This is a genomic window from Streptomyces sp. NPDC005962 (genome assembly GCF_040629205.1).
Taxonomy (GTDB): domain Bacteria; phylum Actinomycetota; class Actinomycetes; order Streptomycetales; family Streptomycetaceae; genus Streptomyces.
In genome coordinates this window covers 132254-157596 of sequence record NZ_JBEXVE010000021.1, presented here as the reverse complement: position 1 = coordinate 157596, position 25343 = coordinate 132254, and the positions used below count along the sequence as shown (strand labels likewise).

Below are 25343 nucleotides of genomic sequence, written 5' to 3'. Positions count from 1 at the left end.
CGGGCGTTACGAGGTGTAGAGCTGGGTGCGGGGAACGATCTGCTGGGACTGGCCGGGGCCGGACCACAGCAGCTTCATATGCGCCTCACCGGTCTGCTCGGTGTACTCGATCTTGATGGCGTGACGCTGCCCGGCCTTCAGATCGACGGTCGCCTTGTCGACCTTCGCCGTGTGCGGCGTGGTGCTGTCGATGACGAGCTTGCCGTCGATCCACACCCGTGCCGTGTCGTCGGAGACGGTGGTGAGCGTGTACGTCTGGCTGTAGCGGGGCACCAGCGAGCCCGTCCAGCGGACGCTGAAGTGGTCGGACGGAACCCGGGCGTCCGGTGAACCGGCACTCCGCCAGGCGTGGTTGACGGTGCGGTCGGTCCGGGTGACGACGGGCGGCCCGGTGAAGGTGTCGTTCGCGAACACCTCCTGCCGCAGCCCGGTGCCCCGGCCCGGCGGCACGGACGCCCCGGACGGCCGGACCGTCAGCTCGATCACCGACGCGGTGGTGTTCACCGGCCCGCCGGAGGGGGTGAGGTCGAAGCCGTCCCCGGCCGCCGCGACCGCGACCTTCTGATCGCTGCCCAGCACCCGCGCCCCGGTCACCTCGAACGGCGCCCGCGCGGTGAGGTGGAGGGGCTGCCCGGCGGCGGGCCAGGAGGTCACGGACGCGTAGAGCTTGTCGCCGGACCGGCTGACCGCTCCCCATCCGGGCTCGGTCACCAGCCCGGCGCTCCCCGCCCCGTACACGGCCCGGCCCTGCCCGGACGTCCGCAGCCAGGAACCGATCTCGCGCAGCCGGTCGACGGACGGCTGCGGGATGCGGCCGAGCTTGTCGGGGCCGACGTTGAGCAGATAGTTGCCGCCACGGCTCGCGATGTCGAGGAGGTTGCGGGTGAGGGTCTGGGGCGACTTCCAGTTCTGGTCGTACTTCGCGAAGCCCCAGTGGCCGTTGAGGGTCATGCAGGACTCCCAGAGCTGGCCGTCCACCGGGGCGTCCGGGATCTCCTGCTCGGGGGTGCCGTAGTCGCCGTCCACGACGCGCCGCTTGCCGACCCGGTTGTTGATGACCAGGTCCGGGTCGAGGCCGCGCAGATACGATTCGAGCTGTTCGCCGTCCTTCGGGGACCAGTTGTTGGTGGGGTTGTCCGCGTCCCATTCGCCGTCGAACCACAGCAGCGCCGGGTCATAGCCGTCGATCAGCTCTTTGAGCTGCGCGTACATCCGCTTCCGGTACTGCGGGAAGGTAGCCGGGTCCGCGAAGTCGGGGTCGTGCCAGTCCCAGATCGAGTAGTAGAAGCCGAGCTTGATCCCGGCCTGGTCGGCGGCGGTCTTCAGCTCGGCGAGGATGTCGCGCTGCTTGTCGAACGAGGAGTGGTCGCGCAGGTTCCAGGTGTTCTGCTTCGTCGGCCACATCGCGTATCCGTCGTGGTGCTTGGACGTGATGACGATGTAGCGCTGACCCGCGTCCTTGGCCGCCTTGACGACCGCCTTCGCGTCGAAGGAGGCGGGGTTGAAGCCCTGCGCCATGTCCTCGTAGTCGCTCGTCGAGATCTGGCAGTTGCGCTTGATCCACTCCGCGTCCCGGCACACGGTGCCGTCCGGCCGGGTGTACTCGCCCTCCAGTTGGGAGTACGCGCCGAAGTGGATGAACATCCCGAACCGGTCCTGCCGCCACCAGTCGGTGCGGGCGGAGGTGAACGGGTCGTCGGCCGCGTAGTCGGTGCCGGGGCCGGGCTCGGCGGTGGCGGTACCGGGTGCGGTGGTAGCGGGTACGGCGTTCGCGGACGGGCCGGTGAGGGTCAGCGCCAGGAACAGGCCGAGCAGCAGGCTCAGGCCTCGGAACGGGCCGGACAGGGATAACGCCCGTGGGGACACACGCATGGCGGCTCCTGTGCTCATGGGTGCTCATGGGTGGTCGGACAGGAGGGCTGGCCAGCCGCGTACCGGAACCTAGAGCCGCATAGGTGGGATGTCAACGGGACATAAAGCGCCACGGCCACCCCAAAAGCGCTTCATCGCAGCTCTGCACACCCCATCCCTCCGATGTATCACCCCTCCGCAGCGATCCGGGCCAGCCGTCGCGCCTCGTCGCGCGCGCCCCGCGCGATGTCGTCCTCGTCGGCGGTGAGCAGCCGCCCCGCCTCCACCACCGGCTCGCCGTTCACCAGCGACAAAGTCACCGGCGCCGCCGGGCCCAGCACCAGCGCCGCGACCGGGTCGGCGATGGTCGAGTGGCCGATGCCGTCCAGCTTCCACAGCACCAGATCGGCGAGCTTGCCCGGCTCCAGCGAGCCGATCTCGCCCTCGCGGCCCAGCACCCTGGCCCCGCCGTACGTGCCGAGGCGCAGCGCCTGGCGGGCCGTCAGCGCCTTCTCGCGGTGGTCGCCGAGCCGGTTGATGAGCAGCGCGTTGCGCAGCTCGGTGTGGAGTTCGCCGGACTCGTTCGAGGCGGTGCCGTCCACGCCGAGCCCGACCGGCACGCCCGCGGCGAGCAGATCCGGCACCCGGGCGATCCCGGCGGCGAGCCGGGCGTTGGACGACGGGCAGTGGGCGACACCGGTGCCGGTGCGGGCGAAGGCGGCGATGTCGGCGTCGTTCATGTGGACGCAGTGGGCCATCCACACGTCCTCGCCGAGCCAGCCGGTCTCGGCGAAGTAGTCGGTCGGCCCCTTCCCGAACCGCTCGTGGCAGAACTTCTCCTCCTCGACCGTCTCCGAGCCGTGGGTATGCAGCCGTACGCCCTTGCGGCGGGCCAGCTCGGCGCTCTGCCACATGAGTTCGGTGGTGACGGAGAAGGGCGAGCAGGGCGCGACCGCGATCCGCAGCATCGCGTCGGGCGCGTCGTCGTGGTGGGTGTCGATGGCCGCCTCGGTGGCGGTCAGCGCGTCCTCGGTGGTCTCGACGGCGAAGTCCGGCGGCAGCCCGCCGTCCGAGACGCCGAGGTCCATGGAGCCGCGCGCGGCGGTGAACCGTACGCCCAGCTCGCGCGCCGCGCGGATCTCGGCGCCCAGCAGATCGCCCGCGCCGCGCGGGAAGACGTAGTGGTGGTCCAGGGCGGTGGTGACGCCGCCGCGCACCATCATCGCGAGCGAGCCGCGGGCGGCGGCGTACACCATCGGCTCGTCGATCCGGGCCCAGGTGGGGTAGAGCGCGACCAGCCAGTCGAAGAGGTTGTGGTCCTGGGCGAGGCCGCGGGTGAGCCACTGGTAGAAGTGGTGGTGGGTGTTGACCAGGCCCGGGGTGACGAGATGGCCGGTCCCGTCGACTCGGCGCGCCACCCCGTCCAGGCCGCCCGGCGCGGGGCCCGGGCCGACCGACTCGATGCGGTTGCCCGCGACGACGACATGGCCCGAGGCGTGCTCGGTGTCCCGCGCGTCCATGGTCGCGATGGCGCAGTTCTCGATGACGATGCGGTCGGTGCGGTCGGTGCGGTCGGTGCGGTCGGTGCGGTTCATGGAGCAGAGCCCTCCAGGTTCAGTCGGTGGCGATCCTGGCCTCGGCTCCGTCCCGCAGGACGGTGGCCTCGATGAGCCCGTACGGCCGGTCGGCGGCGAAGTAGACCTCGTTGTCGTTGGTGAGGCCGAAGGGCGCGAGGTCGACCAGGAAGTGGTGCTTGTTGGGGAGCGAGAGGCGTATCTCGTGTATCCCGGGCCACCGCTCGATAACACGCGTGCCCATCGCGTACAGCGTCTGCTGGAGCGAGAGCGAGTACGTCTCGGCGAAGGCGGCCAGCAGATCGGCGCGCGCGCCCGCGTACGCGGCGTCCCAGTCCGGCTCGGGCCCCTCGGCGTCGCTCCAGCCGTGGCGCCAGCGGGCGTGCACATCGGTGGCGAGGATGCGGTCGCGCGCCTCCGGCAGGGTCGTGTACGGGTCCTTGACGTAGCCGTGGAACTCGGAGTCGGTGGAGTTCATGACCGTGAGGTCCCGCAGGCCGGACAGCACCTCCCAGTCCCGGCCGTCGTAGCGGATCTGGGCGGTACGGGTCTCCCGGCCGGAGCGGACGAAGGAGTGCCGGGCCGCGCGGCCGGTCTCGATCCGCTCCCAGGCGTACTCCTCGATCCGGACGCGGGCGGTGCGGATCGTCTCCTGGCTGGAGACGAAGTGGCGGGCCAGCTCCATGCCGAAGTGTTCGGCGGTGGCGATGCCGTGCTTCTTGGCGAAGGCATACACCGTGTTCTTCATGGTGTCGGTCGGCAGCACGCCGGTGTTGTCGCCGTGGCGGTGGACCTCCGCCAGGTCGCCGGTGAGCGCGACGGAGACGTTCAGGTCCCTGATGTGGTGGACGTCGCCGTCGCGCACCATCCGGACCACGCGGGTCTCCGCCTTGCCGTACTGGTTCTGGCCGAGCGTGGGCATCGGGCTCAACTCCCTCGGTATACGGAGTAGCCGAACGGGGTGAGCAGCAGCGGCACGTGGTAGTGCTCGCCGGGCTCGACGGCGAAGACGACCGTCACCTCCGGGAAGAAGGGCCCGCGCGACTCGGTCTCGAAACGCAGTCGTACCTGGGTGGTGCCCTCGGGCAGGGCGGGCAGATCCTTGCAGCGCCCGTCCGCGTCGGTGCGGGAGGCGGCGTGCACCGCCCAGTCGGCACCGCCCTCGGGGCGCGCCGACAGCTCGACGGGGACGCCGGGGGCCGGGCGGCCGAGGCTGGTGTCGAGGATATGCGTGGACACGGAGGTGGCGGTCGCCATCACCGCTCTCCTTCCGCCGCTTCCGCGGTGTCTTCCGCTTCCGCGGTCATGAGTCGGGTCAGCCGGATGCGGTTGATCTTTCCCAGTTCGGTGCGGACGATCTCGCGTTCGGTGCCGGTGTCGTTGCCGATCCGGTGGCGGAGGGCGGTGAGCATCTCCTCGCCGGTGCGGCCGGTGGCACAGATCAGGAAGACATGGCCGTGGCGCTCCTGGTACGCGAGATTGAGCTCCAGCAGCTCGGCGCGCACCTCGTCGCCGGAGCCGCTCACCCCGCTCTGCTCCCGCGCCGAGGTGGCATCGCCCGGCTCCGGCCGCCCGATGGGCGGATGCCCGGCCATGGCCTCGGCGAGATCGCCCCCGGTCAGCCCGGCCATGGCCGCGTCGGCCGCGTCGAGCAGGGCATCCACATCCGCATACGGCCGCCCGGCGGCCACCGCCACCCCCCAGACCCGGCTCGCACACACCTCGCACAGCAACGCGACCGCGTCCGCCCGGTCCGCCGCATTGAACCGGGCCAGGCCCGGTGGAGCGCTGGTAGTCACACCCGAAAGCTAGGAGCTTCCCCGGCGAACGTCAACACTTTGTTGAAGATGACACGGAAAGCCCGGGTTCCGGACACTGCCCGGACAGGCCACGATGGGGCCTATGGCCGCTGAACTCATCTCGCGACTGCCGGACCGGTTCTGGTGCGTGCCCTACGTCGGGGCGCGCTTCCCCGGGTCGGCGGCGGTCGCCGGGCGGCCGGGGCTTGCCAAGGGGGGCAACTGTCAGTTGTTCGCGTACGCGGTGCTCCGCCACTTCGGTCTGGAGCCGCCCGCTCTGCGCTCCAGCGAGCTGTGGGCCGATACGGCGACGACGGTCCGCGTGGCGGTGGCCCGTCCCCTGGATCTGCTGCTCTTCAACGCCACCGACGACGCGTACGGCGCTCACGTGGGCGTGTGGGCCGGGCCGGATCAGGTGCTCCACCTGTGCGCCGAAGCGGGGCGGCCCGCCGTATGGCCACCGGCGGCCTTCGCCGACCGGCCCCGCTACCGCACCCTGGTCGGCGTCAAGCGGGTCATGGCTCCGGCCGGCTGCCGCTGACGGTCAGAAAACGCATCCGCCCAGCGGATCGCGTTGAACCAACGGAACCGCTCAGGACGTCAGCCGTTCGCTCCGCCGCTCCGCGCCGCCGATCCGGGCGAGCGCGGCGGGGAGTCGCCACGTGCTGGTGACCGTGACACCAGCCAGCCGGTCGGCCAGCGACCTTCGGGAGCCCACCAGCGCCAGCCCCGCGTTGAAGGCGAAGAAGGCCACGGCAACGACCCAGCACAGCACAGAGAGCACAACCTCGCCCCCGGCCAGCAGGCAGCACGCCAGCCCGTACCAGCCGACATCGGCCAATGTGATCACCGTGGCGCGCACCGCCGCCTGGCCTCGCCCGGGTCGAGCGCCGTTACCGCGCCGCGTGACGCACAGGGCCGTCAATGCCTGCCCCGGGGTGCGGCTCATCACGGCGAGCGAAAGGAAGTGATAGGCGAAGGCGAACACGAACAGCGCCGCGAAGGCCTGCCAGACGGAGTTCACAGCGAAATGCCACAGGGACTCCCCGACGCCCTGGCCCACCCCCGCCAAGTCGCCGTCCGAGGTGATGACCTTCCAAGCGCTCGTCCCGGCCATGCTTGTGACGTCGGTCGCCTTGGCACTGATGCGATGGAAGGTGAGCCAGGCGAGCAGCACGGCCACCGCCCCGATGACGGCGAAATCAAGCGCCCAGGCGCACAGTCGGCGCGTCCGCGAGGGGCGGCCCGGCGCCGTCCTCCCTTCAAGCAAATCGGGTGTCGGCGCCGCTTGTCGGAACATCAGTACCCCCAGAAATGTGATGTCGCGATGACCCAAGTGTAGGGACGGCGGGTGGCCTGAACGAGTCCCTCGTTCGGCGTAACTCAACGGTGTGATCGGCCCGGACGTCTAGGACAGGTCCTGGGAGCCCTTCTCACGGTTGAGGTAGTTGTAGACGGTGAAGCGGCTCACCCCGAGCGCGCTCGCCACCGTTTCGACTCCGTGGCGCACCGAGAAGGCGCCGCGCTGTTCCAGGGCCCGGACGATTCCCTGCTTCGTCTTGCGGTCCAGGTCCGGGAGCGGGACGCCATGGCGGCGCTGGAGGTCGGCGAGGATGTGGTCGAGGGACGCCGAGATGTGCGGCAGCCGTACGGCCACGACCGCGTGGCCCTCCCAGGACAGCACCACGTCGTCGTCGCGGGCCCGGTCCGGGGCGATCAGCTCGCCGCCCATCGCGTCGACCAGCGGCCGGACCGCCGAGACGAAGGGGTGGTCCGCGGGGCCGGTCACGCTTCGGGCTCCGCGACGACGTTGACCTGGAGCGAGACCCTGGTGGCGCCCGCCTCCAGGGACGCACGCAGCAGGTCGTCCACGGCGGCCAGCACGGCGTCCGCCCGGCCCTCCGCGGTGTTGCCGAACGGGCCGACGTCGACGGTGTCCAGCGGTGCGGCCTGAACCGCCTCGCGGGCGGCCACGGCATGCGGCGGCACCTCGTCGAGGTCGAACGGCTCGGTGGTGAACTCAACCCTCAATCTCACGCGGCCAACCTACTGCGCCCGGCCGCGCCTCCGGCAGTCCTTGACCGTGTCCCCACCCTCCCGCGGCGCGGGCTCCGGCCGCCCTCCGCCAGGCGTCCAGCCCGGCCTCACGCGGCCGTCCCACTGAAGGCGGGCAGAACGCCCAAGTCCCCCTCCCCGCTCCCCCGCTTCGTGGAGCATGGACCAGTTACCGCAGATATCCGCTACGGAGCGTCAGATGCCAGAGAGCGTGCCGGTGCGCTGCCCCGCGTGCCGCCGCGAGCAGCCGTTCACTCCGCCCACCTTCCCCTGCTCGTGCGGCGCGCCGCTCACCCTCCCGGTGCTGCGCGACGGCACGCCGGAGGAGATCGAGCACCGCACCTGGCAGGACATATGGGTGACGGTGGACTGCCCGGCCTGCGGGCGTCAGGGCCACTGGCCGCAGCCGGAGTTCGGCTGCGGCTGCGGGGCGGTCGTCCGGGTCCCGGTCGCGCCGGTGCCGCGGGCCCCGGGCCGTGATCAGGAGCGCGGTCCCGCGGGCCCGCCGGAGCCGCGCCCGGCGTTCCGGCCGGTGACGATCCGTACCGCGCGGGACGCGGTGACCGCCGCCGCCCAGTATCTGCGGTGGCTCGGCTTCGGGTGCCTGCGGCGGCCGGACGACCCGGGGGCGTCCGGTGTGGACCTGTACGGGAAGGGCGTCGTCGCCCAGGTCGATCCGACCACCCGGCCCACCGGGCTGCGCGAGGTCGAGTGCCTGTGGCTGAACGGGCTCAACGAATCGGCCGTGAGCGTCTTCTTCTCGCTGGCGGGCTACGCCAGGGAGGCGCGGGCGCGCGCGGACGCGCTGCACATCGCGCTCTTCATCATGGACCTGACCGGCACCCCACAGCCCGTCAACGACCCCGCGGACACACTGATCCGCCGCGGCCCGCCCCGCGTATGAGCCTCGTCCTATGAGCCCCGCCGCACGGACCTCGTCGTATGAGCCTCATTCATTGTCACCCGAACGGGGGCCGTCGCGCCTCCCCTTCGGGGACGATCTTCGCCCCGTCCCGGCGCCCTACCGTGGTTCCCGATCCCGATCCCGACCCCCTGGAGCGCCGACCCTTGCCCACCGACCTCACCGTCGACCGCGCCGATGTCACCCTGGCCGTCCGCGACCACGGCGGCAGCGGCATCCCGCTGCTGCTGCTCCACGGCGCCACCCGCACGCTCGCCGACTTGTCGGGGATCGCGGACGAACTGGTCGCCGATCACCGGGTCTTCTCGATGGACCTGCGGGCACACGGCCACTCGACGCGCGGCGCGGAGCCGTGGACGGTCGCGGCCGCGCTCGGCGACATCGAGGCCGTCCTGGACGCGTGCGGCGTCCCGGAGGCCGTGCTCGTCGGGCATTCGCTCGGCGGCATGCTGGCCGCGCTGTACGCGGACGCCCATCCGCGCACCCCCGGCGCGGTCAACCTGGACGGCTTCGGGCTGGGGCGGCCCGAGCAGTACGCCGGGCTCGACCCGCGGACCGTCGCCGAGGGGCTGGACCGGGCCCGGCGGGTCTCCCGGGCTGCGGCGGGCCAGGTCTTCCCGGCCGAGGCGGCGGAGACCATCCGTGCCCAGCAGACCGCCATGGCCGAACGGCTGGGCTTCGCGCCCGAGCTGCTGGAGGAGGGCATACGGCGCTCGCTCGGCGAGACCGGCGACGGGCGGCTGTTCCTGCGGCCGGAGCGGGAGCGCGCGGTGGAGATGCTGGACGCGCTGGACGCGCTCGACATGTTCCCGGTCTACCGCCGGGCGACCCGCCCACTGCTGATCGTCCGCGGCACCCGGCTCGCGGACCAGGGCCCGGAACTGGCGTGGTTCGACGAGCTGATGGCCGCGTACCTGAAGGGGCTGGAAGCGGAGCTGGGCGCGCTCGCCGCCGACCAGCCGCGCATCGTCGTGCACGCGCTCGACGCATCGCACGCGATGCCGCTGGAGCGCCCGCGTGCGCTGGCGGAGCTGGTGCGCTCCTTCACCACCGGCCTGCCCTTGCGCTCATGACCTGGGGGCGCTTCCGTTGAGGCAGCCACCCCCACCGTTCACGACCGGCCGGAGGCCGCATTCGATGGCTGTTCCGTGGTGCCTGAGGGTCGTGGCCTCGCTCCTGACCGTCCTGACCCTGCTGACGGTCACCGGCTGCGGCGGGGGCGGGGGCGGGCTGCCGCGGCCCACGGACGAGAGCCGTCCCGCGAGCACACCGGCCGTCCCCGAGCCGGGGACGGCCGACAGCGTGGAGGGCGACATCGACGCGGCGGTGTCCACCACCAACACCTACTGGTCCACGCACTGGAACGAGTTCTTCACCGGCACCTACCGCCCGCCCCGGGTCGTGGGCGCGTACGACGGTGCCTCCGGCACCGCGCCCACCTGCGGTGGCACCCCGCTCCCCGACAACAACGCCGTCTACTGCCCGGGCGGCGACTACGTGGCCTGGGACATGGACCTGATGCGGGCGGGCCACCAGCGGGGCGACGCCTGGGTCTATCTGGTCATCGCCCATGAGTGGGGGCACGCCATCCAGAACCGGCTGGACGCGGGCCTGGTCGACCTGGCCCGCGAACTCCAGGCCGACTGCCTGGCCGGTGCCGTCCTCTTCGGCGCGGCCCGGGACCGGACGCTGACCTTCGAGGACGGCGATACGGACGAGCTGTCCGACGCGCTGTCGGCGCTCGCCGACGAGACGCCGTGGACGGACACCTCCGACCACGGCAACGCCTCGCAGCGGGTGTCGGCGTTCAACCGGGGCGCCGAGTCCGGGGTGAAGAACTGCCTCCCCGGCGCGGGCCAGTAGGCCGACCGGATCAGCGCGTGGGCTGGGGCGCGGGACTGCGGTCCGGATCGGTGCGGGTCTCCGGTACCCCGGACAGCTCGCGGGCGCCCGTCTCCCGCAGCTCGACCTTGCGGACCTTGCCGCTGACCGTCATCGGGAAGGCGTCCATGACACGCAGATGGCGCGGCACCTTGAAGGCGGCCAGCCGGCCGCGGCAGAAGCGGGCCAGTTCGTCGCGGGTGAGCGGGCCCGCGCCCTCGCGCAGGATGACGCAGGCGAGGATCTCCTCGCCGTACTTCTCGTCCGGTACGCCCACCACCTGCACATCGGCGATCTTGGGGTGGGTGTGCAGGAACTCCTCGACCTCCCGCGGGTACACGTTCTCGCCGCCCCGGATGATCATGTCCTTGATCCGGCCGACGATCTGGACGTAGCCGTCGTCGTCCATCACCGCCAGGTCCCCGGTGTGCATCCAGCCCGCCGGGTCGATCGCCTCGGCCGTCAGGTCCGGTTCCTCCCAGTAGCCGAGCATCACCGAGTACCCGCGGGTGCACAGCTCGCCGCGGGTGCCGCGGGGCACGGTCAGCCCGGTGACCGGGTCCATGACCTTGACCTCGACGTACGGCAGTACCCGGCCGACCGTGCCGGTGCGGCGGGCGAGGTCGTCGTCGCGCCGGGTCTGGGTGGAGACCGGGGAGGTCTCGGTCATGCCGTAACAGATGGACACCTCGGCCATGTGCATCTCGGCGACCACCCGCCGCATCACCTCCACCGGGCAGGGCGATCCGGCCATGATCCCGGTGCGCAGCGAGGAGAGGTCGAAGGTGGCGAAGTCGGGCAGGGCCAGCTCGGCGATGAACATGGTGGGGACGCCGTACAGCGAGGTGCAGCGCTCCCTTTCGACGGCGGAGAGGGTGGCCGCCGGGTCGAAGGCGGGGGCGGGGAGGACGACGCAGGCGCCGTGGGTGGTGGCGCCCAGCGCCCCCATGACCATGCCGAAGCAGTGGTAGAGCGGAACCGGCAGACAGACCCGGTCGCGCTCGGTGTAGCCGACCGTCTCGCCCACGAAATAGCCGTTGTTGAGGATGTTGTGGTGGGAGAGGGTGGCGCCCTTGGGGAAGCCCGTGGTGCCCGAGGTGTACTGGATGTTGACCGGGTCGTCGCAGGACAGCCGGGCCTCGCGCTCGGCCAGCTTCCCGTCCGGCACCGCCTCCCCCGCGCGCACCAGCCCGTCCCAGGTGCGGTCGCCGATGTAGACGACGTCACGCAGGGCGGGGCATTCGGCGCGCACCTGCTCGACCATGCGGCGGTAGTCGCTGTCCTTGTGCCGGGTGGACGACACCAGGACCGACACCCCGGCCTGCCGCAGGACGTACCGCAGCTCATGGACGCGGTAGGCGGGGTTGACGTTGACCATGATGGCGCCGATGCGGGCGGTGGCGTACTGCACCAGCACCCATTCGGGGCAGTTGACCGCCCAGATGCCGACCCGGTCGCCCTTGCCGACCCCCATGGCCATCAGCCCGAGGGCGACCTCCTCGACCGACCGGCCGAATTCGGCATACGTCCAGCGGCGGCCGGAGGGGACGTCGACCAGGGCCTCGCGGTCGGGGTGACGCTCGATGGCCCGCGCCAGGTTGGCGCCGATGGTGTCGCCGAGCAGCGGCAGGTCCCCGGTGCCGCTCGCATACGACAGGGCTGCCGGGGCCGGGGGCGGGTCGTCGGAGTTCGGGTCGGTCATGGTGTCTCCTGGCGGTCACATGCTGTGTGGGTCACATGCCGTGGTGGTCACATGCCGTGGTGGTCACATGCTGTGTTGGTCACCTGAAGGGGAGCTGCTGTTCATGACGTTCCCTCATGGAACTCGACACCATCACCCATCGCCGTGCGTTCCCTCAGTTCGATCCGGCGAATCTTGCCGGACACCGTCTTGGGCAGCTCCGCGAACTCCAGCCGACGGACCCTCTTGTACGGCGCCAGCACCGCCCTGGAGTGCGCGAACAGCACCTTCGCCGTCTCGGGCCCCGGCTCCCAGCCCTCGGCCAGCACGATGTACGCCTTCGGCACGGCCAGCCGCAGCGGATCGGGCGCCGGGACGACGGCGGCCTCGGCGACCGCCTCGTGCTCCAGCAGTGCGCTCTCCAGCTCGAACGGCGAGATCTTGTAGTCGGAGGCCTTGAATACGTCGTCCGCGCGGCCGATGTACGTGATGTAACCGTCCGCGTCGCGCGAGCCGATGTCGCCGGTGCGGTAGTAGCCGCCCGCGGTGGCCTCGGCGGTGCGCTCCTCGTCGCCCTCGTACCCCGTCATCAGGCCGACGGGGCGGCCGTGGCGTCCCGTCAGGTCGAGGCAGATCTCGCCCTCGTCGCCGGGCTCGCCGGTGACCGGGTCGAGGAGGGCGACGGCGAAGCCGGGGGTCGGGCGGCCCATCGAGCCGGTCTTGAGCGGCTGACCGGGGGTGTTGGCGACCTGGACGGCGGTCTCGGTCTGGCCGAAACCGTCCCGGATGGTCACGCCCCAGTCGCGCCGGACATGCTCGATGACCTCGGGGTTCAGCGGCTCACCGGCGGCGACGGCCTCCCGCGGCGGCTGCCGCAGCTGGGTCAGGTCGGCCTGGATGAGCATCCGCCAGACGGTGGGCGGGGCGCAGAACGTCGTGACGCCGCAGCGGTCCATCTCGGCCATGAGGCGGGCGGCGTCGAAGCGGGTGTAGTTGTGGATGAAGACGGTCGCCTCGGCGTTCCACGGGGCGAAGAGGTTGGACCAGGCGTGCTTGGCCCAGCCCGGCGAGGAGATGTTGAGGTGGACGTCTCCGGGCCTGAGCCCGATCCAGTACATCGTCGACAGATGGCCGATGGGGTACGAGATATGGGTGTGCTGGACGAGCTTGGGCTGAGCGGTGGTGCCGGAGGTGAAGTACAGCATGAGGGGATCGGCGGCGAAGGTCGGCCCGTCCGGTACGAAGCGGTCCGCCGCCCCGCCCGGCGCGTCGTCCGGTACCGCGTCCGTCCCGGCGTCCTCGTAGGCCAGCCAGCCGTCCGGGGCTCCGGCGTCGTGTCCACGGTTCCCGCCGACCGCGATACGGGTGTAGTCGCCCGGCACCTCCGCGAACTTGCCGGTGTCCTCCACCCGGGCGATCACATGCTTCGCCCCGCCGCGGCCGATACGGTCCGCCAGGTCCAGCGGGCCGAGCAGCGGGGTGGCGGGGATGACGACGGCGCGCAGCTTCATCGCCGCCAGCGCCGTCTCCCACAGCTCCCGCTGGTTGCCGAGCATGACCACGATCCGGTCGCCGACCCGCACGCCCCGCGCGCGCAGCCAGTTCGCGGCGCGGTCGGAGCGGCGGCGCATCGCGTCGAAGCTCAGCCGGGTCTCCCGGCCGTCCTCCTCCACGATGTGCAGCGCCGTACGCCCGTTCCCCTCCGCGATGGGGTCGAACCAGTCCAGGGCCCAGTTGAAGCGGTCCGGGCGCGGCCAGCTGAACCCTTCGTACGCCGCCCCGTAGTCCTCCCGGCGGTCGAGAAGGAAGTCCCGGGCCGCGCGGAATTCGTGAGACGGACTGTTTGCTGTCACTTGTCCTCCTGATGTGGCGTGCCGCTCGCTAGCATCGTGCGACGGGTGATCTGGGTCTCACCATCCCCGCGCGGGGGTGGTGACGTTTCGGGGAGGCGACCGTGGCGGAATCGGAGCGTGCCGTCGACGTACGGGCAGCGCTGCTGCGGATGCGCCGGCGCGGCGGGCTGCCCGTCGCCTTCGGCGGGCTGTTCCCGGGCGCGCGGCAGTTCCACATATCCGAACTCACCGGAACCACCACGGACTCCTTGCGCGGGCTCGCCATCACGGCGGGCAACGGGCTCGGCGGCAAGGTGCTCACCCTGTCCCGGCCGATATCGGTGATCGACTACCCCGTGTCGCGGGCGATCAGCCATGAATACGACGGCGCCGTCGACGCCGAGGGGCTGCGCTCGATGATGGCCGTCCCGGTGGTCGTCCGGGGCCGGGTGCGCGCCGTCCTGTACGGAGCGCTGCGGCAGCCGCTGATCCTCGGCGACCGCGCCCTGAGCGCGGCGGTGGAGGCCGCGCGCGAGCTGGAACGGGCCCTCGCCGTGCAGGACGAGGCGCAGCGGCTGATGACGGTCGCGGAGCAGCCGGTGCCGGTGCCGGAGGCCGAGCCGCCCGACCCGGCGGTCTGGGAGGAGGTCCGCCAGGCCCACGTCGACCTCCGGACCCTGGCCCAGCGGGTGGCCGACCCCCGGCTGCGGGAGGAGATCCTGACCGCCTGCGGCCGCCTGGCCCGCGCCTCGTCGGGCGGCGGCCGCGATGCGGCGCCCCGGGGAGGCGTGCAGCTGTCGCCGCGCGAGGTGGACGTGCTGGCCTGTGTGGCCTCGGGCGCGACGAACTCGGCGGCGGCCGACCGGCTGGGGCTGCGGCCGGAGACGGTGAAGAGCTATCTGCGGTCGTGCATGCGCAAGTTGGGGGCGCGCACCCGCCTCCACGCGGTGGTCGAGGCCCGCCGGGCGGGGCTGCTGCCGTAGGGGGCGCCCGCCACGTCCCACCGGCCCCGCGACGCCCGCGACGCCCGGCACGCTCCCCCGGTCACCGCCGGGTGGTGCCCCCGCTCGCCGCGCTGTCGGGCTCGTCCGACCAGGCCCGCCCCCGGCTGCCGCGGGGAGGCGCGCGCCTGACGCCACGGGCTGACCCGAAGCGCCTGTGCGGACGTGTCCTGGGGATGTCATTGGTGCGGTGGTCGTGACGGCGGTGGCTACGAGAGCACCGCGGCGAGGGCCGGGGCGTACAGCTCGGCCACCTCGTCCGGTGTCAGGGCGGTGACGTTCGGGGCGCGCAGCAGATAGCGGGTGAGGGCGAGGCCGAGGAGCTGGGCGGAGACCAGCCCGGCGCGGCGCGGGCCTGTGACCTCCCCGAGGGCGGGCGCGACCTGCCCGGCGAAGATCTCGCGCAGCCGCTCGGCCGCTCGCTCGTGGGTGACGGCGGAGCGCAGCAGGACGAGCAGGGCGTCGTCGGCGGGGTCGCCCTCCCAGCGGTCGAGGAAGTGGCGCAGGAGGACGTGCGCCAGCTCGTCGCGGGCCACGGCGGTGAGGTCGGGCAGCCGCAGGTCGATGGTGAGGGCCGCGTCGAAGAGCTGCTCCTTGCTGCCGAAGTAGCGCATGACCATCGAGGCGTCGATGGCCGCGTCGGCGGCGACGGCGCGGATGGTGGTGCGGTCGTAGCCGTGCCGGGCGAAGCGGGCGCGGGCGGCGCGGAGGATGGTGGCGCGGGTGCGGTCGGCCCGCCGGGCGCCCGGCGGACCGTCTGCCGGATCGTCTGCCCTGGCGCCCGCCGGGCCGTCTGCCGGGCCGTCTTTCAGGCCGGGGCCGGGGTCGCGTCCGGAGGGTCCCGGGTGTCCGGAGGCCCCGGAGGGGAGGCGCGGCCCGGGATCGTCCATGCCAACAATCGTAGGCAAACAGCCGTTGGCTCGCCAGCAGCGGGTACGAGCATGCGGTACGGCGGCGCCATGCGGCGCCGGGCCGCGGGCCAGGACCCACCGCCCCGGCCCGCGGCCTGGGCATATCCGGGGATATCCTGCTCTGAGGCCAGTGGTCCGCGCGCACGGCGCCCACGGCGACCGGCGCGCCCGCGCCGAGGGGACCGCGACGAGGAGGTGAGGTCCACGCGATGACCGGCGAACCTCCCCGTCGCATGCCGCGAGCCGCCACCCCGGCCCGCCCGCGCTGAGCGCAGCGCGGTCCGGCGCCCCGGGGGCGGCACACCCCGCGGTGTGCCCGGATGCCCCACCCGGCGTCGGCTGCCCGGCGCCACCTCTTCGTAAAGGACCTCTTATGTCCGAGCGCCGTTCCCACACTCCGCGCCCGCCGAGGAAGTACCCGTGGCTGCGGTCCGCGGCGGAACGCGGTGCGGGCGCCGGTCCGCGCCCTGGGGCCGGAGCAGGGGCCGGGGCCGGGGCGGCGGGCGGGCCGCGCACCGAGCCCGGGGCCGCCGCGGTCGACGGCACCCCGGTCGCCGACGAGCAGAGCGTGGTGGACGCGGCCGTCTACCGCGGCGGCCGCCGGGTCGGCACGCCCGACGGCCTGGCCGCCACCTTCCGGCGGCTGCGCGAGGAGCCGGGCGCGATCGCGTGGATCGGGCTGCACCGGCCGTCCGAGGCGGAGCTGCTGTCGGTCGCCGAGGAATTCGACCTCCACAAGCTGGCCATCGAGGACGCGCTGGAGGCGCATCAGCGGCCCAAGCTGGAGCGCTACGGCGAGACGCTCTTCGTCGTGCTGCGCGCGGCCCGCTACCTCGACGCGGTCGAGGAGGTGGACTTCGGCGAACTGCACGTCTTCGTCGGCCCGGACTTCGTCATCACCGTCCGGCACGGCGCCGCCCCGGACCTGTCCGCGGTGCGCACCCGGATGGAGTCGGCCCCCGAGCTGCTGGCCCTCGGCCCGGAGGCCGTGCTGTACGCCATCCTGGACGCGGTCGTGGACGGCTACGCCCCGGTCGTGTCGGGCGTGCAGAACGACATCGACGAGATCGAGACCGAGGTCTTCCGCGGCGACCCCGCCGTATCGCGTCGCATCTACGAACTCTCCCGCGAAATGGTCGAGTTCCAGCGCGCGACCCGCCCGCTGGTGGGGATGTTGCGCGGGCTGATGGCCGGGTTCGACAAGTACGGCACGGACGAGGAGCTCCAACGCTATCTGCGGGACGTCGCCGACCACGTCACCCACACCAGCGAGCGCGTGGACGGCTTCCGCTCGGCCCTCACCGACATCCTCGCGGTCAACGCCACCCTGGTCACCCAGCAGCAGAACGCCGAGATGAGAGCGCTGGCAGAGGCGGGCTTCGAGCAGAACGAGGAGGTCAAGAAGATCTCCGCCTGGGCGGCCATCCTCTTCGCCCCGACCCTCGTCGGCACCATCTACGGCATGAACTTCACCCATATGCCGGAGCTGCACTGGGTGCTGGGCTACCCCTTCGCGCTGCTGCTGATGGCGGTGGTGTGCGTCAGCCTCTACCTCATCTTCAAGCGGCGGGACTGGCTCTGATCCCGGCCACGGCCTTGTCACCCTTGCCACTCTTGTCACCCCCGCACGAACCACGGGCCCGCGGGACTCACCTCGGCCACACGCGAGCGCGATAGCACCGGTCCGCACCTCCGGCGCTGCCATATTCGAAGGCCCCCTTCGGAGGTGGCAGTGACGCCAGAGGCGACGACATCCCGGATATCCCCACCGCTCTCCCCACCGCGCGCACCCGCCCGCACCGCCGACCGCCTCGCCGACCTGGAGGTGCGCAGGAAACAGGCGGAGGCCCCGGGCGGGTCGCGAAGACGGGGCGAGTACGGCGCGCGGGAGCGGATCGATCTGCTGCTGGACGCCGGATCGTTCACCGAGACCGGCCTGTTCGTACGGGCCCGGCCCGCCGGGGCCGGGACCAGTGACGGCGCCGGGACCGGGACGGGGGACGGCGCCGGGCGGCCCTACGGCGACGGGGTGGTCACCGGGCACGGCACGGTCGACGGCCGCCCGGTCTGTGTGTTCGCGCAGGACTCCACGGTCTTCGGCGGCAGCATGGGCGAGGCGTTCGGCGAGAAGACCGTCGCGCTGATGGATCTCGCCCTGAAGACCGGCTGCCCGGTCGTCGGGCTCAACGACGGCGGCGGCGCCCGCATCCAGGAGGGTGTCGCCTCGCTCGCGCTCTACGCCGAGCTGGTGCGCCGCAACGTACGGGCGTCCGGGGTGATCCCGCAGATCTCGGTCGTGCTCGGGCCGTGCGCGGGCGGGGCCGCGTACTCCCCGGCGATCACCGACTTCACCGTGATGGTGGACGGTGCCTCGCAGATGTTCGTCACCGGGCCCGATGTCATCGAGGCGGTCACCGGTGAGCGCGCCACCGCCGAGGAGCTGGGCGGCGCCCGCACCAGCAACACCGTCAACGGCAACGCCCACTTCCTCGCCGCCGACGAGGTGACCGCCCTCGGCACCGTGCGCGATCTGCTGTCGTACCTGCCCGCCAACAACCTGGAGCTGCCCCCGCGGTACGCCCCGGCGCCGCCCGCCGGGACGTGCCTCGACGAGGTCGTGCCGGACCGGCTCGGGCAGGTCTACGACATGCGCGACATCCTGCGCGCGGTCGTCGACGACGGCGAACTGCTGGAGATCCAGGAGCTGTTCGCGCCGAACATCATCTGCGCCCTGGCGCTCGTCGACGGCCATTCCGCCGGGGTCGTCGCCAACCAGCCGCTGCACACAGCCGGGGTCCTGGACATCGACGCCTCCGAGAAGGCGGCGCGCTTCGTACGGTTCTGCGACGCGTTCGGCATCCCACTGCTGACCTTCGCCGATGTCCCCGGCTACCTCTCCGGCGTCCGGCAGGAGCAGGCCGGGATCATCCGGCGGGGTGCCAAACTCCTCTACGCCTACGCCGAGGCGACCGTCCCCAAGGTCACGGTGGTGGTGCGCAAGGCATACGGCGGCGGGTACGCCGTGATGGGCTCCAAGCACCTGGGCGCCGACATCAACCTCGCCTGGCCCACCGCGCGCATCGCCGTCATGGGCGCCGAGGGCGCGGTGGGCGTCCTCCACCGGCGTGAACTCGCCGCCGCGGACGACCCCGAAGCGCTGCGGGCCCGCCTCGTGGCCGCGTACGAGAGCACGTACGGGACTCCGTACCTGGCCGCCGAGCGCGGCTACGTCGACGCCGTCATCGCCCCGCGCGACACCCGCGCCCACGTCTGCCGCGCCCTGCGCGCGCTGCGCGGCAAGCGGGCCCCGATGCCGGAGCGCAGGCACGGCAACATCCCGCTCTGACCGGCCCGCCCCCGCAAGCCCTCTCCTGTGACGTCGATGTGAGGAGCCATGCCCGATGGACAGCCGCCGCACCCCGCCCTCGCCCGCCCCCGCGTTACGTAATCTGCCGGAGTACGTGCGGCACTGGGCCGAGGCCACTCCGGACCGCCGCGCCTTCACCTTCGTCGACCATCCCGCGCCCGACTCGCGCGGCGTCCACCGCACGCTGACCTGGCGCCGCCTGCATCTGCGGGTCCGGGCGGTGGCCGCGCGGCTCGCCGAGGAGTGCGAGCCGGGGGCGCGGGTGGCGCTGCTGTGCCCGCAGGGGACGGAATACGTCACCGCGTTCCTCGCGGCGCTGGCCGCCGGGCTCGTCGCCGTACCGCTGTATCCGCCGGGTCTGCCGGGGCACGGCGACCGGCTGTCGGCCGTGCTGGCCGACGCGGCTCCCTCGGCCGTCGTGACGACGGGCCACGCCCTCGACGAGGTAAGCGATTTCTGCACCGGCCGGTCCCTTCCTGTCATCGCCGCCGACCAGGTGTCCGACGCCTACGCCCGCACTTGGCGGCCGGGGGCCCCGGACGACTCGGCGGTCGCCTACCTGCAATACACCTCAGGCTCGACCCGGGTTCCGGCCGGCGTGGAAATCACCCATGCGAATGTCGTCGCCAACGCCCGTCAGGCGCTTGCCGCCTACGGCGCCGACGCGCACCCGGTGACCTGTGTGGGCTGGCTGCCGCTGTACCACGACATGGGGCTCGTCCTGAGCGTCGCCGCCCCGGTGGTGCGGGGGCTGCTGTCGGCGCTCATGGACCCGGTCGCGTTCCTGCACGAGCCGGTGCGCTGGCTGCGGCTGCTCACCGCGCATCCGCGGGCCTTGAGCGCCGCGCCCAACTTCGCCTACGACTACTGCGCCTCGACGGTCACCGAAGCGCAGAAGGCGGACCTGCGGCTGGACGGCGTCGCCGCGCTGATCAACGGCAGCGAGCCGGTCCGCCCCGGCACGGCCGACCGCTTCCACGCCGCCTTCGCCGCCCAGGGCCTCGCGCCCGGCACCCACTGTCCGTCGTACGGGCTCGCCGAGGCGACCGTCTTCGTCAGCGCGGCCCGGCCCGGGGAACCGCTGCGGCGCTTCGCGCTCGACCGCGACGCGCTCGCCACCGGCAAGGCGCTGTCCGCGCGGCCCGACGATCCGACAGCCGTCCTGCTGGCCGGATGCGGCACTCCGGCGGGCCAGCGGGTCCGTATCGCCGATCCCGTCTCGCGCGCCGCGCTGGACGAGGGCGAGGTCGGCGAGATCTGGGTGCGGGGCCCCAACGTGGGGCGCGGCTACCGGAATCAGGACGAGCTCAGCCGCCAGGTCTTCGGCGCCACGTTCGTCGGGGGCGCAGCCGCCGACGAGACGGTTGACCTGGGCGGTGGCTGGCTGCGCACCGGCGACCTGGGCACCGTCCTGGAGGGGCAGCTCATCGTCACCGGGCGGCTGAAGGACCTCATCGTGGTGGACGGCCGCAACCACTACCCGCAGGACGTGGAGGCCACGGCCCAGGACGCGCATCCGGCCGTGCGGCGCGACCGGCTCGCCGCCTTCGGCATCCCCGACGCCACCGGTGAGCGGGTCGTCGTCGTGGCGGAGCACGCGCGGAACACGGCTCTGGACGACATCGACGTACCGGCCCTGGTGCGGGAGGTGTACGCGGCCGTCTCGGCCCGGCACGGGCTGCGGCTCGCCGACGTCGTCTTCGTCCCGCCGGGCACCGTGCCCCGCACCTCCAGCGGCAAGGTGTCGCGGGCGCTGACCCGCGCGCGCTATGTGGCGGGCGCGTACGCGGCGGAGGCCGCGGAATGAGGGCCTCCGGGGTGGCCGACCGGGGTGCGCTGCGCCGTCTGGTCGCCGAGCGGGTGGCCGTCTGGCGGGGCATGGCGGCCGAGGACGTGCCGATGGACCGGCCGCTGGCGGACCTCGGTATGTCCTCGCGGGACGCGGTCGTCCTGGCCGGGGAGCTGTCCCGCGCGACGGGCCGTGAACTGCCCGCGACGCTGCTGTGGGAGGCGCCCACGGGCCATGCGCTGGTGGCACACCTGTGCGCTGCGCCGGAGGTCGGCCCGGCGGAGATCGGCCCGGCGGAGATCGAGCCCCCTCCCCCGGCCGCCACCGGCGAACCGGTCGCGGTCATCGGGGTCGGCTGCCGACTGCCCGGGGGTGTGCACGGCCCGGACGACTACTGGCGGCTGCTGAGCGAGGGCGCCGACGCGATCCGGCGCGTCCCGGAGGACCGGTGGCGCGACTTCACCGCCTTCCCGCCCGCCGACGCGCCCCCGTACGGCGGCTACCTCGACGACATCGCCGGGTTCGACGCGGACTTCTTCCGCATCACCCCGCGCGAGGCCGCGGTGATGGACCCGCAGCAGCGCATCCTCCTGGAGGTTGTCCACGAAGCGCTCGACCACGCCGCCGTCCCGGCCGCGTCGCTGGCCGCCACCGCCACCGGTGTGTTCGTCGGGGTCTCCGCGCCCGAGTACGGGCAGCTCACCGGCGCCGACCCGGCGGCCGTCGACCCGTGGGCACCGGCCGGTGGGGCGCTGAGCGTCGCCGCGGGCCGACTGTCGTACGTCCTGGACGCGCGCGGGCCGAGCATGGCGGTCGACACGGCCTGCTCGTCGTCGCTGGTCGCCGTCCACCACGCCTGCGTCAGCCTGCGCACGGGCGAGAGCGACACGGCGATCGCCGCCGGGGTCAACCTGCTGCTCTCCCCCACCGTCACCGTCGCGTTCCGGCGCGCGGGGGCGCTCGCGCCGGACGGCCGGTGCAAGCCGTTCTCGACGGCGGCGGACGGCATCGGGCGCGGTGAGGGGTGCGCGGCCGTGCTGCTGAAACGGCTGTCCGACGCCGAGCGGGACGGCGACCGGGTGCTCGCCGTCATCCGCGCCACGGCCGTCAATTCCGACGGCCGCTCCAACGGCCTCCTGGCACCCAACCCCGGCGCCCAGCGGACCCTTCTGACGGCTGCCTACGCGCGGGCCGGGCTCGCCCCGGCGCGCGTCGACCACGTCGAGGCGCACGGCACCGGCACCCCGCTCGGCGACCCGATCGAGGCGGGCGCGCTCGGCGCCGTACTCGGCGCGGGCCGCGACCTGGACCAGCCGCTGCTGCTCGGCTCCGTCAAGGGCAACCTCGGCCACCTGGAGTCCGCCGCGGGCATCGCCGGGCTGGTGAAGACGGTGCTCGCCCTGCACCACGACGCCATCCCGCCGTCGCTGCACTGCGCCGAGGGCAGCGCCCTGGACGACGAGCGGCTGCGGGTCGTGACGGAGGCCGAGCCATGGCCCCGCTACGGCGGCACGGCCACCGCCGGTGTGTCGGCCTTCGGCTTCGGCGGCACCAACGCCCACGCGGTACTGGAGGAGTACCACTGGCCGGACCCGGGGCCTGTCGGCATCGCGCCGGGACGGCCCGACCGGCCGAGCCCGACCACGCCACCAGAGGGCACGGCCCCAGCGGGACGTGGCGGACATGCCGCCGCCGCGCCGCGTCAGACCGTGGAGCCTGGGGGCGGGCCTCCTGGCACCAGCGCGCCAGACGCCGCAGACCCGGCGGGACTCGACGAACACGCCCCGCCGCCACCGGGGCCTGGCGGCGTCCCGCCGGGTCAACCCACGGAGCCCGGAAGCGGACCCGCTCGGACGAGCCCGACCACGCCGCGAGCAGCGGCACCTCCCAGCGGCAGCCGGGCCAGCGCGCCGGGCCTCCCGGGCCCCGCGGGACGTGGCGGCCACGCCCACGTGCCGGGACATGCCGCCGCGCCGCGTCAGCCCGCGGAGGCAGGAGGCATGTCCGCTCGGACAAGCCCGGCAACACCGCCAGAGTGCACACCTCCCGGGTCCAGCGCACCAGATCCCGCGGCCCCACCGGGACATGCCGCCGCCACGCCGCATCACCCCGCAGAGCCCGGCGGGCACCCTCGCGGGGGCACCTCCCGGGCGGAGTCCGGGGGCGGGCCTCCTGGGACGGGCGCGCGCGACGTGGTCGCGGACTCGGCGGGGCGCGGGGAACACGCCCTCGTGCCACCTTCCTCGGCCGAGGTGGGGCCCGTTCACCTCTATCTGCTCTCCGACGTCGACACCGCGCGTGTGCGGGACACCGCGGGGCGGGTTGCCGCCTGGCTGGGTACGTCCGAGGGTGGCGTCGCGCGCCCTGCCGACGTGGCGCGCACCCTTGCCGGGCGGGCCGGTCGGGGGTCCGTGCGCGCCGCGGTTGTCGCCCGTGGCCGGGGCGAACTCGGCGACGCGCTGGACGCGTTGGCGGCCGGGCGCCCCGACGCGCGGGTGGTGGCCGACGAGCGGGATGTGGCCGGGCGCGGGCCGGTGTGGGTGTTTTCCGGGTACGGCAGCCAGTGGCCCGGGATGGGGCGCCGGCTGCTGGCCGAGGAGCCCGCCTTCGCGGCCGCCGTGGAGAAGCTCGACGCGCAGCTCGCCCCGGAGTGCGGTCTGTCCCTGTACGACCACCTGGCGTCCGGTGGCGGCCTCGATCGCCTGGAGGTCGCCCAGCCCGTGCTGTTCGGGCTGCAGGTGGCGCTCGCCGAGCTGTGGCGTTCGTACGGCGTCGAGCCCGCCGCCGTCGTCGGCCACTCCATGGGCGAGGTGGCCGCCGCGGTGTGCGCGGGCGCGCTGGAGGTGGCGGACGCGGCCCGGGTGGTCGCCGTACGGGCCCGGCTGCTCAGCGGGTTGCGCGGTGGCGCCATGGCGGTCGTCGACCTCGACGATGACGAACTCGGCTCCCTGGAGCGGGACTTCCCCGGTGTCCATGTCGCCGTGCACTCCTCCCCCGGCCAGAAGGTGGTCACCGGCGAGGAACCGGCCGTGGCCCGGCTCGTGCGCAAGCTGGAACGGGAAGGGCGGGCCGCCCGGGCCATGCGGGTGGTGGGCGCGGGGCACTCTCCCCAGGTCGAGCCGCTGCTCGCGGAGCTGACCGAGGCGTTGGCCGGTGTCCGGGGCGGGACTCCCCGCGTTCCCGTGTACTCCACCGTGCTGGACGATCCGCGTGGCACCCGCGTGTTCGACGCCGCCCACTGGGCCGCGAACCTGCGGCGGCCCGTGCGCCTGGACCGGGCGGTGGCGGCCGCGGCGGCCGATGGCCACGGGGCGTTCGTGGAGATCTCGCCGCACCCGGTGCTGACGCGGGCGGTGGCCGACACCGCGCCGGGCGCCCTGGCCGTCGGCACGCTGCGCCGGGACGCCGACGGCTCGGCCGGGTTTCTCACCCAGCTGGGCGCCCTGTACGCCGCGGGCCTGCGGCTGCTGCCGCCGCCCGGCCGCGTCATCGACCTGCCCGCGCCGCGCTGGCGGCATGTGCGGCACTGGTGGACGGACGGGCGTACGGGCGCGGCGGCCGCGGACGCGCCGACCCCGCCCCCGCCCGTAGAAGAGGTGGCCGAGGACGGCTCGGTCGCGGCCCGGGTGTGCCACCACATCGCCGCCGTCACCGGCCATCCGCCCGCCCGCGTCACCCCGGCCACCGCCCTGGCCCAGCTCGGCCTGGACTCGCTGATGGCCGTCCGCATCCGCACCGCCCTGGAGCGCGAGTTCGCGGTCGAGCTGCCGCTGCGCGATCTCCTCGGCGCCGCCACCGTCGAGGAGGCGGCCGCGCGCGTCCAGCGGGCGCTGCCCGCGCGGGAGGCGGGCCTGCGGGTCCTCCGGGCCACCGGTTCCGGGCCACCGCTGTTCCTCGTCCACGCCGCGGGCGGCACGACCGACGTCTACCGGGCGCTCGCCGAACGGCTCGGGGGCGAGCGGCCGGTGTACGGGCTGGAGCGGGTCGAGGAGGCCCGTACGGTGGTCGAGAAGGCGCGCCGTTACGCCGTGGCTGTCGCCGCCGTCCACCCCGACGGGCCCTGTCTGCTGGGCGGCTGGTCCTTCGGCGGCTTCGTCGCCCAGGAGACCGCGCGGCAGCTCACCGCCGCCGGGCGGGACGTGGCGCTGGTGGCGCTCATCGACTCCGTACGCCCCCTCCCCCGGCCCGGCCACACCCCGGCCGACCGCGTCCGCGCCCACTTCACGGGCTTCGCCCGCCACGTCGCCGACGCGTACGGGGTCCAACTCTCCCTGTCCTACGACGAGTTGTGCGCGATGGACGACGACGCCGAGCGCATCGACACCGTGCTGCGGGCCCTGCGGGAGGCCGCCGACGTGCCGCCCGCCGCCCTGGAGCACCAGCGCTCCTCATATCTGGACCTGCGGATCGGCGAGGCCCACCGGCCGGGCCGCCACGACGGGCGGGTGGTGCTCTACCGGGCCGGTGAACCCGCGCCGCACACCGTGCGCGACCCCGCGTACGAACGGGACGACGACGCGCTCGGCTGGGACGAGGTGTGCCCGCGCCTGACGGTCGTACGGGTCGCGGGGCACCACCTGTCGCTGCTCGACCCGCCCCACGTCGACGAGATCGCCGCCCATCTGCAGCTGCGGCTCGCGGAGATATCCCGCCGAACCTGATCGAGCCCGACCGAGCCGA

General features: G+C 73.4%; 20 protein-coding genes. 9 read left to right on the top strand and 11 right to left on the bottom strand.

Annotation, left to right across the window (positions count from 1 at the left end; genetic code table 11):
- Positions 1 to 6: 6 nt before the first annotated feature.
- The 5 genes from ABZ370_RS29765 to uraD all read right to left on the bottom strand — a co-directional run bounded on the left by ABZ370_RS29765 (position 7) and on the right by uraD (position 5224).
- On the bottom strand, positions 7 to 1872 hold the full coding sequence (locus tag ABZ370_RS29765) for an alpha-L-fucosidase (protein ID WP_358626682.1): 1866 nt from the start codon (positions 1870 to 1872) through the stop codon (positions 7 to 9).
- A gap of 167 nt (positions 1873 to 2039) precedes the next feature.
- Positions 2040 to 3446 carry an 8-oxoguanine deaminase gene (locus ABZ370_RS29760; protein WP_358626680.1) on the bottom strand — a complete coding sequence of 469 codons (1407 nt, stop codon included), beginning with the start codon at positions 3444 to 3446 and terminating at the stop codon, positions 2040 to 2042.
- Between the two features lie 19 nt (positions 3447 to 3465).
- A complete protein-coding gene (gene pucL, locus ABZ370_RS29755) occupies positions 3466 to 4347 on the bottom strand; it encodes a factor-independent urate hydroxylase (protein ID WP_358626678.1) in 882 nt (293 codons plus the stop codon).
- 5 nt (positions 4348 to 4352) lie between these two features.
- Complete coding sequence (gene uraH / locus ABZ370_RS29750) at positions 4353 to 4682, bottom strand: hydroxyisourate hydrolase (protein WP_358626676.1); 330 nt, start codon at positions 4680 to 4682, stop codon at positions 4353 to 4355.
- Positions 4682 to 5224 carry a 2-oxo-4-hydroxy-4-carboxy-5-ureidoimidazoline decarboxylase gene (gene uraD, locus ABZ370_RS29745; protein ID WP_358626674.1) on the bottom strand — a complete coding sequence of 181 codons (543 nt, stop codon included), beginning with the start codon at positions 5222 to 5224 and terminating at the stop codon, positions 4682 to 4684. Before uraD ends, uraH begins: the two co-directional genes overlap by 1 nt.
- Positions 5225 to 5327: 103 nt before the next feature.
- On the opposite strand from uraD, the gene ABZ370_RS29740 reads away from it, so the two are divergent.
- Positions 5328 to 5765, top strand: a complete 438-nt coding sequence (locus ABZ370_RS29740) for a hydrolase (RefSeq protein WP_358626672.1) — start codon at positions 5328 to 5330, stop codon at positions 5763 to 5765.
- 51 nt (positions 5766 to 5816) lie between these two features.
- Here the strand turns inward: ABZ370_RS29740 and ABZ370_RS29735 are convergent, their stop codons facing one another.
- From ABZ370_RS29735 to ABZ370_RS29725, 3 genes are all read right to left on the bottom strand, one after another.
- A complete protein-coding gene (locus ABZ370_RS29735) occupies positions 5817 to 6407 on the bottom strand; it encodes an RDD family protein (protein WP_358626670.1) in 591 nt (196 codons plus the stop codon).
- Positions 6408 to 6632: 225 nt separating this feature from the next.
- A complete protein-coding gene (locus ABZ370_RS29730) occupies positions 6633 to 7013 on the bottom strand; it encodes a helix-turn-helix domain-containing protein (protein ID WP_358626668.1) in 381 nt (126 codons plus the stop codon).
- The gene (locus tag ABZ370_RS29725; RefSeq protein WP_358626666.1) at positions 7010 to 7261 is read right to left on the bottom strand and encodes a hypothetical protein; all 252 of its coding nucleotides are present in this window, start codon (positions 7259 to 7261) and stop codon (positions 7010 to 7012) included. Before ABZ370_RS29725 ends, ABZ370_RS29730 begins: the two co-directional genes overlap by 4 nt.
- 217 nt (positions 7262 to 7478) lie before the next feature.
- Here ABZ370_RS29725 and ABZ370_RS29720 point away from each other — a divergent pair, with 217 nt between their 5' ends.
- The 3 genes from ABZ370_RS29720 to ABZ370_RS29710 all read left to right on the top strand — a co-directional run bounded on the left by ABZ370_RS29720 (position 7479) and on the right by ABZ370_RS29710 (position 10064).
- Complete coding sequence (locus tag ABZ370_RS29720) at positions 7479 to 8183, top strand: hypothetical protein (protein WP_358626664.1); 705 nt, start codon at positions 7479 to 7481, stop codon at positions 8181 to 8183.
- Positions 8184 to 8347: 164 nt separating this feature from the next.
- Complete coding sequence (locus tag ABZ370_RS29715; RefSeq protein WP_358626662.1) at positions 8348 to 9274, top strand: alpha/beta hydrolase; 927 nt, start codon at positions 8348 to 8350, stop codon at positions 9272 to 9274.
- Between the two features lie 64 nt (positions 9275 to 9338).
- Positions 9339 to 10064, top strand: a complete 726-nt coding sequence (locus tag ABZ370_RS29710) for a neutral zinc metallopeptidase (RefSeq protein WP_358626660.1) — start codon at positions 9339 to 9341, stop codon at positions 10062 to 10064.
- 10 nt (positions 10065 to 10074) lie between these two features.
- Here ABZ370_RS29710 and ABZ370_RS29705 read toward each other — a convergent pair whose 3' ends face one another.
- Positions 10075 to 11784: an AMP-binding protein gene (locus ABZ370_RS29705; RefSeq protein WP_358626658.1), complete on the bottom strand. Its 1710-nt coding sequence runs from the start codon at positions 11782 to 11784 to the stop codon at positions 10075 to 10077.
- Positions 11785 to 11885: 101 nt separating this feature from the next.
- Entirely contained in the window at positions 11886 to 13616 is a 1731-nt protein-coding gene (locus ABZ370_RS29700) for an AMP-binding protein (RefSeq protein ID WP_358626656.1), read from the bottom strand.
- Positions 13617 to 13717: 101 nt separating this feature from the next.
- Here ABZ370_RS29700 and ABZ370_RS29695 point away from each other — a divergent pair, with 101 nt between their 5' ends.
- Positions 13718 to 14578, top strand: a complete 861-nt coding sequence (locus ABZ370_RS29695; protein ID WP_358626654.1) for a helix-turn-helix transcriptional regulator — start codon at positions 13718 to 13720, stop codon at positions 14576 to 14578.
- Between the two features lie 227 nt (positions 14579 to 14805).
- Here ABZ370_RS29695 and ABZ370_RS29690 read toward each other — a convergent pair whose 3' ends face one another.
- Positions 14806 to 15486: a TetR family transcriptional regulator gene (locus ABZ370_RS29690; RefSeq protein ID WP_358626652.1), complete on the bottom strand. Its 681-nt coding sequence runs from the start codon at positions 15484 to 15486 to the stop codon at positions 14806 to 14808.
- Positions 15487 to 15880: 394 nt separating this feature from the next.
- Here ABZ370_RS29690 and ABZ370_RS29685 point away from each other — a divergent pair, with 394 nt between their 5' ends.
- The 4 genes from ABZ370_RS29685 (at position 15881) to ABZ370_RS29670 (ending at position 25324) form a co-directional block, all read left to right on the top strand.
- The gene (locus tag ABZ370_RS29685) at positions 15881 to 17089 is read left to right on the top strand and encodes a magnesium and cobalt transport protein CorA (protein ID WP_358626650.1); all 1209 of its coding nucleotides are present in this window, start codon (positions 15881 to 15883) and stop codon (positions 17087 to 17089) included.
- Positions 17090 to 17332: 243 nt separating this feature from the next.
- Complete coding sequence (locus ABZ370_RS29680; RefSeq protein WP_358626712.1) at positions 17333 to 18853, top strand: acyl-CoA carboxylase subunit beta; 1521 nt, start codon at positions 17333 to 17335, stop codon at positions 18851 to 18853.
- A 55-nt stretch (positions 18854 to 18908) separates the two neighbouring features.
- Positions 18909 to 20681: a fatty acyl-AMP ligase gene (locus tag ABZ370_RS29675; RefSeq protein ID WP_358626648.1), complete on the top strand. Its 1773-nt coding sequence runs from the start codon at positions 18909 to 18911 to the stop codon at positions 20679 to 20681.
- A complete protein-coding gene (locus ABZ370_RS29670; protein ID WP_358626645.1) occupies positions 20678 to 25324 on the top strand; it encodes an acyltransferase domain-containing protein in 4647 nt (1548 codons plus the stop codon). Before ABZ370_RS29675 ends, ABZ370_RS29670 begins: the two co-directional genes overlap by 4 nt.
- Positions 25325 to 25343: the final 19 nt, after the last annotated feature.

Bases quoted from the DNA above. Each gene is read 5' to 3' on its own strand.
- ABZ370_RS29690 (WP_358626652.1), bottom strand. From the start codon at position 15,486: ATGGACGATCCCGGGCCGCGCCTCCCCTCCGGGGCCTCCGGACACCCG.
- ABZ370_RS29760 (WP_358626680.1), bottom strand. From the start codon at position 3,446: ATGAACCGCACCGACCGCACCGACCGCACCGACCGCACCGACCGCATC.
- ABZ370_RS29710 (WP_358626660.1), top strand. From the start codon at position 9,339: ATGGCTGTTCCGTGGTGCCTGAGGGTCGTGGCCTCGCTCCTGACCGTC.
- ABZ370_RS29675 (WP_358626648.1), top strand. From the start codon at position 18,909: ATGGACAGCCGCCGCACCCCGCCCTCGCCCGCCCCCGCGTTACGTAAT.
- ABZ370_RS29670 (WP_358626645.1), top strand. From the start codon at position 20,678: ATGAGGGCCTCCGGGGTGGCCGACCGGGGTGCGCTGCGCCGTCTGGTC.
- ABZ370_RS29765 (WP_358626682.1), bottom strand. From the start codon at position 1,872: ATGCGTGTGTCCCCACGGGCGTTATCCCTGTCCGGCCCGTTCCGAGGC.
- ABZ370_RS29720 (WP_358626664.1), top strand. From the start codon at position 7,479: ATGCCAGAGAGCGTGCCGGTGCGCTGCCCCGCGTGCCGCCGCGAGCAG.
- uraH (WP_358626676.1), bottom strand. From the start codon at position 4,682: ATGGCGACCGCCACCTCCGTGTCCACGCATATCCTCGACACCAGCCTC.
- ABZ370_RS29705 (WP_358626658.1), bottom strand. From the start codon at position 11,784: ATGACCGACCCGAACTCCGACGACCCGCCCCCGGCCCCGGCAGCCCTG.
- pucL (WP_358626678.1), bottom strand. From the start codon at position 4,347: ATGCCCACGCTCGGCCAGAACCAGTACGGCAAGGCGGAGACCCGCGTG.
- ABZ370_RS29740 (WP_358626672.1), top strand. From the start codon at position 5,328: ATGGCCGCTGAACTCATCTCGCGACTGCCGGACCGGTTCTGGTGCGTG.
- ABZ370_RS29685 (WP_358626650.1), top strand. From the start codon at position 15,881: ATGTCCGAGCGCCGTTCCCACACTCCGCGCCCGCCGAGGAAGTACCCG.